The sequence below is a fragment of the Dietzia sp. DQ11-71 genome (assembly GCF_014144995.1).
In the GTDB taxonomy this organism is placed as follows: Bacteria; Actinomycetota; Actinomycetes; order Mycobacteriales; family Mycobacteriaceae; genus Dietzia; species Dietzia kunjamensis.
Map to the genome: position 1 here is coordinate 1 of NZ_JAALDT010000069.1, position 10,071 is coordinate 10,071.

The 10,071-nt window shown below is 70.6% G+C and carries 7 protein-coding genes; 4 read left to right on the plus strand and 3 right to left on the minus strand.

Features of this window, described 5'->3' with window-relative positions:
* A partial coding sequence (locus G6023_RS02820) for an indolepyruvate ferredoxin oxidoreductase family protein (protein WP_182634033.1) occupies positions 1–3,372 on the minus strand: 3,372 nt, incomplete at its 3' end.
* Positions 3,373–3,539: 167 nt separating this feature from the next.
* On the opposite strand from G6023_RS02820, the gene G6023_RS02825 reads away from it, so the two are divergent.
* On the plus strand, positions 3,540–4,007 hold the full coding sequence (locus G6023_RS02825) for an Lrp/AsnC family transcriptional regulator (RefSeq protein WP_067717341.1): 468 nt from the start codon (positions 3,540–3,542) through the stop codon (positions 4,005–4,007).
* 3 nt (positions 4,008–4,010) lie between these two features.
* On the opposite strand, the gene G6023_RS02830 is transcribed toward G6023_RS02825, so the two are convergent.
* Positions 4,011–5,501, minus strand: a complete 1,491-nt coding sequence (locus G6023_RS02830; protein ID WP_182634034.1) for an amidase — start codon at positions 5,499–5,501, stop codon at positions 4,011–4,013.
* Positions 5,502–5,642: 141 nt separating this feature from the next.
* Between G6023_RS02830 and G6023_RS02835 the strand changes: the two genes are divergently transcribed.
* The gene (locus tag G6023_RS02835; RefSeq protein ID WP_096907090.1) at positions 5,643–6,320 is read left to right on the plus strand and encodes a hypothetical protein; all 678 of its coding nucleotides are present in this window, start codon (positions 5,643–5,645) and stop codon (positions 6,318–6,320) included.
* Between the two features lie 28 nt (positions 6,321–6,348).
* Here G6023_RS02835 and G6023_RS02840 read toward each other — a convergent pair whose 3' ends face one another.
* Positions 6,349–6,639: a DUF1540 domain-containing protein gene (locus tag G6023_RS02840; RefSeq protein ID WP_067713210.1), complete on the minus strand. Its 291-nt coding sequence runs from the start codon at positions 6,637–6,639 to the stop codon at positions 6,349–6,351.
* A gap of 356 nt (positions 6,640–6,995) precedes the next feature.
* On the opposite strand from G6023_RS02840, the gene G6023_RS02845 reads away from it, so the two are divergent.
* Together G6023_RS02845 and G6023_RS02850 are read left to right on the plus strand one after the other, a co-directional pair.
* Entirely contained in the window at positions 6,996–8,570 is a 1,575-nt protein-coding gene (locus G6023_RS02845; RefSeq protein ID WP_096907091.1) for a carboxyl transferase domain-containing protein, read from the plus strand.
* 8 nt (positions 8,571–8,578) lie between these two features.
* Positions 8,579–10,071, plus strand: a 1,493-nt coding sequence (locus tag G6023_RS02850) for an acetyl-CoA carboxylase biotin carboxylase subunit (protein ID WP_182634035.1), incomplete at its 3' end; no start/stop codon positions are given.

The window sequence follows — 10,071 nt, forward strand, 5'->3', positions numbered from 1 at the left end:
GTCCATCCGCGTGCCGCGCAGTCGCTTCATCCGGGCCAACGCCTTCATCGCCGGCATGGCCCGCGGGCCGATCGAGATCTTCTTCTTCATTCCCATCGCGCGCAGCACCGGGGGATGCAACTTCAGTCTGGCCACCGCCCCTTCGCCCCAGTCCTCGTCGAGCTGCGTCGCGAACTGTGGATCCACGGCCAGGCGGGCGACCTCGTACTCGTCCTTGTAGGCCATCACCTTGAACAGGTTGCGGGCCACGGCGAGGCTGAGCTGCTCGGAGGTCGGCCCGGCCGGGTCGCCGTCCTCGAGGGACCCGGCGGCGCGGACCTCCTCCACGCGCCGGACGTAGTCGACCGCGTACGCCTCGTCCTGGTAGCCGATCAGCTCGTCTACCCGGAGCGCGACCACGTCGCGGAGCTCGTCGGAGGCGTCGGCGTCGAGGTGGGTCAGCAGTCGCTCCGCCGCGGGGGAGGGCACGTGCCGGCCCGCCGCGACCGTTCCGGCCGGGCGGTGCAACCCGGCCGCCAACGCCGCCAGCGCGTTCGGCTCGGCGACCGCCTGCCGGCCGCGACGGAAGGCCTGCAGGTTCGCGTCGACGGACACCCCGTTGAGCTCGATCGCCCGCTCGATCGACCGGGCCGAGATCGGCAGGGCACCGCTCTGGTACGCGGCCCCGACCATGAGCATGTTGGCGGTCTGGGTGGACCCGAAGAGTTGCTGGGTGAGCGCCCCCGGGTCGAGGTACAGCCCGCGCGAGGTGGTCGGGTCGATGATCGCCTGGATGTCCGAGGTGGTCGGGTAGTGCTCGGAGGTGTCGATCACCATCTTCCCGGTGGGGATCTGAGTGGTGGACACCACCGCGGTGGTGCGATCGGGAGCCGCCACCTTCAGGTGGGTGCTGTCCGCGCCTACCAGGCCGTCACAGCACAGGTACAGATCGCAGTCGCCGGCCCCGATCTTCGGGGGCTGTTCGGTCGGCGTGCGGGTGACGCGGACGTCGGAGACCACCGCGCCGCCCTTCTGGGCGAGCCCGGTCATGTCCAGGGTGCGCGCCGAGTGGCCGTCGAGGACGGCCGCGGTGGCGAGGATCGCCGAGACGGTGACGATGCCGGTGCCGCCTATCCCGGTCAGCCGCAGGGAGAAACCGCGGTCGGGCTCGACCCCGGCGCGGGCCGGTTCCGGGATCGCGTCGGCCGCCAGGGCAGGTGCGGACGCCACCCGCCGGGACTTCTCACCGGGGACGACGGTGACGAACGCTGGGCAGTCACCCTCCAGGCACGAGAAGTCGAAGTTGCAGGTGGACTGGTCGATCTGCGTCTTCCGGCCGAACTCGGTCTCCACCGGATGGACCGACAGACAGTTGGACTTCCGGCCGCAGTCCCCGCATCCCTCGCAGATGCGCTCGTTGATCACCACCCGCTCGTCCGGCGTGGGATAGGTGCCACGCTTGCGGTGGCGGCGCTTCTCGGCCGCGCAGTACTGGTCGTGCACGAGAACCGTGACCCCCGGCACGGCCGCGAGTTCCCGCTGTACCTCGAGGGTGTCCACCCGGTCGCGGACCTCCACGCCCCTCGGCAGGCCCCGGGACCGGGTCGCCCTGACGTCGTCGGTGGTGACGACGATCCTCGCGACCTTCTCGGCCTGCAGGAGCCGGAGGATCTCGGGCAGGGTCATCTCGCCGACCGGGTCCTGCCCGCCGGTCATCGCCACCGTCCCGTTGTAGAGGAGCTTGTAGGTGATGTTGTCGCCGGAGGCCACGGCGGCCCGGAGCGCCAGGGAGGCCGAGTGCATGAAGGTGCCGTCGCCGACGTTCTGCACCATGTGCTGCTCGGTGAGGAACGGCGCCATCCCGGTCCACTGGATCCCCTCGCCGCCCATCTGGGTGACTCCGGTGACGTGGCCGACCTGCTCCTCGTCCATCATGAGCACCATCGCGTGACAGCCGATGCCCCCGCCGACGAGCGTGCCGTCGGCGACCTTGGTCGAGCTGTTGTGGGGGCACCCCGAGCAGAAGTACGGGGTGCGGCTCGTGGCGAGCGGCAGCGCGATCCGGGAGCGTCCGCGTCCCGGGCCGTCGAGCCAGGCCCGAGCCGATTCGATTCCGTGGACCGGGCCGAGACGCTGCGCCAGGCCGCGGGTGACGGAATCGACGTCGAGCTCGCCGAACCGGCTGAACAGGGTGGACCCGTCCTCGTGCGCCTTGCCGACCACGTTCGCCACCCCGGGCTTGCGGAACTGGATGTCCCGGATCATGGTCTCGATGAAGTCGCGCTTCTCCTCCACCACGATCACCTCGTCGAGACCGGACATGAACTCGTCGAGGATCGTGCGCTCCAGGGGGTAGATCATGCCCAGCTTGAGGATGCGGATCCCGCGGCGGCCCAGCTCGTCGTCGCCGATCCCGAGGCGGCGCAGTGACTCGCGGACGTCCAGGTAGGTCTTCCCGGCCGCGACGACGCCGATCCGGTCGTCGGGGGTCGACTGCACGATCCGGTTGAGACGGTTGAGGCGGGCGTACTCCAGCGCGCGGGGAAGGCGGATGGTGAGCTGGTTCTGCTCGAGCTCCATGAGGCTGGCCCCCAGGAGCCGACCGGACGGCACGTGCGGGCTCGTCCCGAGGTCGCCGTACACGGGCAGGATCCGGTCGGGATCGACGAGGGCGGTCGCCGAGGCGTCCGCGACGTGCGCCGAGATCTTCATCGCGGACCACAGGCCGGAGACCCGGGACAGGATCGCGGCGTGGACGCCGAAGTCCAGGACGTCCTGCGGGTCCGCGGGGTAGAGCGTCGGCATGTACAGGTCCGCGAGTGCCAACTCGGACGCGCACGGCACGGTGGAGGACTTGGCGCCCGGATCGTCGCCGACCAGCACCACCGCGCCGCCGTTCGGATCGGTGCCTATCAGGTTGGCGTGCCGCAACGCGTCGGTGGCACGGTCCAGGCCGGGCGCCTTGCCGTACCAGTACCCCACGACCCCCTGGAGGGCGGCGCCGCCGGTGTTGGCGGTGGAGCGCAGGGTGCCCGTGCGCCGGGCGAGCTGGGACCCCATCACCGCCGTGGCGCCCGCCTCCTCGTTGAGGGCGGGGCGGTGCACGATGTCGAACGGCCCGAGGAACTCGCGACGCCTGGCCAGTTCGAGGTCGTACCCCGCGAGCGGCGATCCCTCGTAACCGCTGACCAGGCTCGCGGTGAGCAGATTCTGCCTGCGGTCGAGCCGTGCCCGGTCGCGGACCGTCCGGACCAGTGCCTGGATCCCGGAGAGGAAGACCGTGCCGCTCTCGCGCGTGTAGCGATCGGAGAGGGAGAACGATCCGGCGTCCGCTTGCCCGGTCCGCGGCAGGTCGTCATGCGTGCCGTCCGTGGAGTGGAGGAGAGAGGTCATGATCAACACCTGGCCTTCGCGATACGAACTATGTGCCCCCAGGCTAGGACGAACTGTGAGGCGCGTCACGCGGCCAGTCCGAGATCGAACAGTCTGCACATTCGGGGTCCCGTCTGTGCGTCATGACTGGACCATCTGTCCACCTCTTCGTCGTATACCGTGGACACATGGACCCTTCACCCAACCTGGACGACACCGACCGGCGGCTCCTTGACATCGTCCTGTCCGACCCGCGCGTCGGGGTCCGCGAGTTCTCGCGACGACTCGGGGTGGCCAGGGGCACCGCCCAGGCCCGGCTCGACAAGTTGGAGGCGCGCGGTGTGCTCGCCTCGTGGGCGCCGAGGCTCGACCCCGCCGCCCTCGGGTACCCGCTGGGCGCGCTCGTCCACATCCAGGTGGCGCAGGCCAGGCTCGACGAGACGTGTGCGGGGCTGGCGCAGGTGCGCGAGGTGCTCGAGGTGGTGAGCATCGCCGGCGAGTTCGACGTCGTCTGCCGGGTCGTCGCGCGGGACCACGCCCACCTCGAGGAGGTGTTCAGCGCCATCATCTCCACGCCCGGCGTCCTGCGCACCCGCACCGAGGTGATCCTGCGTCAGCGGGTCGGGCCGCGCGTCACCCAGCTGCTGGGGGAGTGAGCCTCACTCCCAGATCCGGGCGAACGGATGGGCGGCCTCGTACTCCGAGGCCAGCTCGAGCAGGAGTCGGTCCTGCCCCCTGCGGGCGGAGAAGTGCACGCCGACGGGCATCCCGTCCGGCGCATGTCCGGTGGGCAGCGAGACGGCCGGGGACCCCGCGATGTTCTGTAGCGGGGTGAAGGTGACCCAGTTGGAGACCCGCTCGAGGTGGGTCTCGAACGGCAGGTCCGCGTCCAGGTACCCGACCTCCGGGGTCTCGTGGGCGACCACCGGGTTGATGTACACGTCGATGTCGCCGAACCGGGCGTCGAACTGCCGCCGGGTCCTCGCCAACCGCAGTAGGTGCAGGGGAAGCGAGGCGATGTTCCGTCGGGCCATCCGAGCGAGCCCGACCGTGAAGGGGTCGAGCTCGGCGGGGTCGAAATCGGGGTCGAAGAGCCTGCGCCCGGACGATGACGTGCTCAGCGCGAGCAGCCCCCAGTAGGCGATGAAATCGTCCCGGAACCCCGTCGGGACGGGCGCCTCGGTCGGCACCACCTCGTGGCCCAGTCCGGCCAGCCGCACGGCGGTCTCGCGGAGGATCGCCAGGGTCGCGGCATCGGTCGCACCGCCCGCCGGGCTCTGCTCCACGAGTCCGATGCGCAGGCGCCGTGCCGGGGCGGGGGCGACGGGGCCCACCGGGGGGACGCCGACCGGGAGGTGGCTCGCCTCGAACGCGGTGAGGAACGTGGCGGTGTCCCGGACGGACCGGGAGACCACCGACTGCGACACGATGGGGATCGGCATGCCCCGGGAGAACTTCTCGTCGGTGTGCCTACCCCGGCTCGGCTTGAACCCGACCAGCCCGGTGACCGCCGCGGGTATCCGGATCGACCCCCCGCCGTCGTTGGCGTGCGCGATCGGCAACGCCCCCGCGGCCACGAGGGCCGCGGAACCACCCGAGGAGCCGCCACTGGTGCGGCCGGTGTTCCACGGGTTGCGGGTCACCAGGCCGCCCTGCCGTTCGGTTGCGGCGGTCCAGCCGAACGGGGGCATGGCGGTGATGCCCAACGGGATCAGGCCGGTGGCGCGGAACGCACGTGCGTAGTCACCGTCGTGGAGGGCGGGGGAGTCGGGAACGGCGGGGGAGCCGAGCCGCATCGGGGCGCCCTCGACCTGCACCGCGTCCTTGAAAGCCGACGGCACGCCGGCGAACGGCGAGGACAGGCGCGAGTCCGCGGTCCGGCGTGCGTGCTCGCGGGCCCTGTCGAAGGAGGTGAAGACCAGGGCGCCGAGCGCCGGATCCACCTGCTGGCATCGTTCGATGGCGGCCTCGACGAGCTCGGTCGGTGACACCTCGCCGCCGCGGACCCGCTCGGCGAGGGCGGTGGCGTCGTCGTACCCGAGTGCGTCGTCACGGAAGGCGTGGACCCGCGCGGTGTCGGGGTGGGGCCGGGCAGGGGCGGTGTCATCGGTTGTGGCATCGGTCGTGGCGTCGGTTGTGGCGTCGGTCACCCCCCCACTGTAGGGCGAGGGGGTGTGAAAATCGGTGGCCCTCTTGACAGGTTCCGCATCGTCGGGCACTTTAGGGGTACCTAAGTAAGGCGAGGGTCACCTAACGCATCGGCGGGCGGGGCCGGTCTCTGGAGGCAATCGATGGCAGCGCACCCGGTCGTGTCGGATCCGATCACCACCGGCGCGCGCCGTCTGCTCGACGGAGCCGGCATCGCTACGGTCGCCGTACGCGGGACCAAGAACCGGTCGGATGTCATGGTCTCCGCCGGCCATCGCTGGGTCGGGGAGGGGGCGATCATCGTCACCGGGACCCCGGCCCCCTGGTCCGCACTGATGGTCGCGCCGGGAGAGTCGGTCGAGGTGGTCGTCATGATCGACGAGTTCGCCCCGATCGTCGAGGCCAAGGTCCACGTCGCGAGCCTGTACGGCTTCGGCGTGGCGCGTGCGGCACGGCAGGGTGAGGGCTGGGTGGTCGAGATCGAGATCGAACTCGGCGACCTCGACATCCGCCGGCTGGGGCACGAGGGCACCGTCCACGCGGGCTGCCTGGACGCGGTGCCGTCGGATCCCCTGGCATGCGAGGCGCCCGGCCTCGCGGACGAGATCCGGGCGCGCTTCGGCTCTGACTTGGCCATGCTGGCCGGGTCCGCCGACCCGGCGCAGCCGCCGTATGTCCTGGGCGTCGATCCCGACGGCCTGCATCTGCTGACGGCGCTCGGTACCCACGCCGATGTCATCCACCTGCCGTTCCTGACCCGCGCGGAGTGCGTCAATGACGTCGTCCGTGAGATGGGTCAGTACGTGGCCCGCGCCAGCTAGCTTCCCGCGATGGCGCGGACCGGGCCGATCAGGCCGGGCTGTAGGTGAGGCAATCGGCGGTGTCGGCGCCGGAGCCGATCTCGACGGAGTCCGCCGAGCAGAGCAGGTCCTTGTTGTGGGTGCACTCCACCCGTTGGCAGGCGCCCACGTGTGCGCTGGCGGTGGGTAGTCCGCCGCGGACGTCCAGCGAGATGAAGGTGCCGCACTCGGCGTGATCCGGGGTTCCGGCGACGGTGATGGCGCCCGCGTTGCAGCTCTGCTCGCTGTTGAACGAGCACGCCGTGACGGTGCAGGCGCTGATTCCGGTGAGTGTGGCCATGATGATCGCTCCTCGTATGACGGTGGCGTGGTGTGCCCCAGAGTCAACACCGGATCCCCCCGGCTTGCAAGCAAGTTGAGGCTGTGCTAATTCAGGCCAGCCTAAGCTGGCTACCTGCGCGGATGGCGGGAATGTCGGCGTCCCCCGCGGTGTTCTCGGCCGGATCGGCTGCGCGACGACCGGGAGTTGCAGTCCCCCGTCGGGTCGCCGGCCGTGCGCGTCGTCGGGTCCGCGGGGTGGAGGAGCGCGGGTCCGGGTCCCCGGTGGGTGATCCCGAATCCGATCTGGACATTTGTGAGGCGCAGCACTATCGTCGATTTCAGTTAATCCGACTTAACTGAAAGGGAGCGGCACCGATGACTTCCGCGACCACCAATCGCCAGGCCCACGAGGAACTTCTCGCCGACCTCCGCGAGCGCCTCGAGCGGGCCGCGCTGGGCGGCGGTGAGAAGGCCCGTGCGCGCCACCTCGAGCGCGGCAAGCTGCTCGCCCGCCAGCGCGTGGACGTGCTGCTCGACCCGGGCAGCCCGTTCCTCGAGCTCTCGCCGCTCGCCGCGGAGGAGATGTACGGGGGCAAGGCCCCCGCCGCCGGCGTCGTCGCCGGGATCGGCCGGGTGTCGGGCCGCGAGTGCCTGATCATCGCCAACGACGCGACCGTCTCCGGCGGCACCTACTACCCGATGACGGTGAAGAAGCACCTGCGCGGTCAGGAGGTGGCGCTGGCCAACCACCTGCCGTGCATCTACCTCGTGGACTCCGGCGGCGCGATGCTGCTGCAGCAGGACGAGGTCTTCCCGGACCGCGACCACTTCGGCCGGATCTTCTACAACCAGGCGAACATGTCCGCCAAGGGCATCCCGCAGATCGCCGCGGTCATGGGGTCCTGCACCGCCGGTGGCGCGTACGTTCCCGCGATGAGCGACGAGGCCGTGATCGTCCGGAACCAGGGCACGATCTTCCTCGCCGGCCCGCCGCTGGTGAAGGCCGCGACGGGCGAGGAGGTCACCGCCGAGGAGCTCGGTGGCGGCGACCTGCACGCCAAGACCTCCGGTGTGGTGGACCACCTGGCGGACGACGACTACGACGCCCTCATGAAGGTCCGCCGGATCGTGGCGACCTGCCCGCCGGCGCCCGAGCCGGACTGGGAGGTGCTCGAGCCCCGCGAGCCCGTCCGCGCGCAGTCCGACCTGTACGACCTGGTGCCGGTCGACTCGCGCCAGCCCTACGACGTGCGCGACATCATCGGCACGATCGTCGACGGCGGCGAGTACACCGAGTTCAAGGAGAACTACGGCACCTCCATGGTGACCGCGTTCGCCCACATCCACGGGCATCCGGTCGGCATCATCGGCAACAACGGCGTCATCTTCTCCGAGTCCGCGCTTAAGGGCGCCCACTTCATCGAGCTGTGTGACCGCCGCAAGATCCCGCTGGTCTTCCTGCAGAACATCACCGGCTTCATGGTGGGCCGGCAGTACGAGGCGGGCGGCATCGCCAAGAACGGCGCCAAGATGGTCACCGCCGTGGCGTGCGCCCGGGTCCCCAAGTTCACCATCGTCGTGGGCGGGTCCTTCGGTGCCGGCAACTACTCCATGTGCGGCCGTGCCTATTCGCCGCGGTTCCTCTGGATGTGGCCCAATGCCAAGATCGCCGTGATGGGCGGGCCCCAGGCAGCCGACACCCTCGCGTCGGTCCGTGCCGCCCAGGTCACCAAGTCGGGCGGGGAGTGGACCGACGAGCAGCAGTCCGAGTTCACCGCGCCGATCCGTGAGCAGTTCGAGGAGCAGTCCACCGCGTACTACTCCACTGCCCGCCTGTGGGACGACGGGATCATCGACCCCGCAGACACCCGCACTGTCCTCGGTCTGGCCCTGGCGGCCGCGGCCAACGCCCCCCTCGAGCCGGTCAACAACGGCGTCTTCAGGATGTGAGCAGCTCCATGTCAGAACAACTGTCACAGAAACTCCACACCGTCCTGGTGGCCAACCGCGGGGAGATCGCGTGCCGCGTGATCCGTTCGCTGCGGGCAGCGGGTATCCGCTCGGTCGCCGTCTACTCGGACGCGGACGCCGACGCGCTGCACGTGCGCATGGCCGACGCCGCCGTCCGTCTCGGCCCGGCCCAGGCCTCGCAGTCGTACCTCGACATCGACAAGGTGATCGACGCGTGCCGCCAGACCGGGGCGCAGGCCGTGCACCCGGGTTACGGTTTCCTGTCCGAGAACTCGCGGTTCGCGCGGGCACTCGACGAGGCCGGCCTGATCTTCGTCGGACCGCCGGCCTCGGCGATCGAGACCATGGGCGACAAGATCACCGCCAAGGCGGCGGTGTCCGCACGTGACGTCCCCACCGTGCCCGGGATCTCGCGTCCGGGCCTGACCGACGACGAACTGATCGCCGGTGCCGCCGAGGTCGGCTACCCGGTCCTCGTCAAGCCCTCGGCCGGTGGTGGCGGCAAGGGGATGCGCCGCGTCACCGATCCCGCCGATCTGCCGGCGGCACTGGAGTCCTCGCGACGGGAGTCGGCAGGCGCCTTCGGCGACGACACCCTGTTCCTCGAGCGGTTCGTCGACACCCCGCGCCACATCGAGGTGCAGGTCCTGGCCGACACCCACGGCAACGTCATCCACCTGGGTGAGCGGGAGTGCTCACTGCAGCGCCGCCATCAGAAGGTCATCGAGGAGGCGCCCAGCGCACTGCTCGACGAGGTCACCCGTCAGCGCATCGGTCAGGCGGCGTGCGACGCCGCCCGGTCGGTGGGGTACGTGGGCGCGGGCACGGTGGAGTTCATCGTCTCCGCGCACGCCCCGGACGAGTTCTTCTTCATGGAGATGAACACCCGCCTGCAGGTCGAGCACCCGGTCACCGAGATGGTCACCGGTGTCGACCTGGTCGACTGGCAGGTCCGCATCGCCGCGGGCCAGGAGCTCACCCTGCGCCAGGAGGACATCACCCTCACCGGCCACGCGATCGAGGCCCGAGTCTATGCCGAGGACCCGGCCAAGGGCTTCCTGCCCACCGGCGGCACCGTGGTCGGGCTCGAGGAGCCCTCCGGCGACGGCATCCGCGTGGACTCCGGCCTCCGTGTGGGCACGGTCGTCGGCAGCGACTACGACCCGATGCTCGGCAAGGTCATCGCGCACGGCGCCGACCGCGCCGAGGCACTGGCCCGGCTCGACGCCGCGCTCGCCGGCACCCACGTGCTGGGTCTGCGCACGAACGTCGACTTCTGCCGGTTCCTGCTCTCGCGGCCGGAGGTCGTCTCCGGCGAGCTGGACACGGGCCTGCTCGACCGGTCCGTCGACGACTACACCGCGACGCCCGCCCCCGAGGGCGGACTGATCGCCGTGGCCATGCACCGCACCGAGGAGCGCTGGGCCCGGGTGCCCGCGCAACGCCGCGGCCCGTGGGGCGTTCCCAACGGGTGGCGGAT

Excerpts from the sequence above, each read along its gene's own strand:
- G6023_RS02825 (WP_067717341.1), top strand. The coding sequence starts at position 3,540 with ATGGACCCTTCACCCAACCTGGACGACACCGACCGGCGGCTCCTTGAC.
- G6023_RS02835 (WP_096907090.1), top strand. The coding sequence starts at position 5,643 with ATGGCAGCGCACCCGGTCGTGTCGGATCCGATCACCACCGGCGCGCGC.
- G6023_RS02840 (WP_067713210.1), bottom strand. The coding sequence starts at position 6,639 with ATGGCCACACTCACCGGAATCAGCGCCTGCACCGTCACGGCGTGCTCG.
- G6023_RS02845 (WP_096907091.1), top strand. The coding sequence starts at position 6,996 with ATGACTTCCGCGACCACCAATCGCCAGGCCCACGAGGAACTTCTCGCC.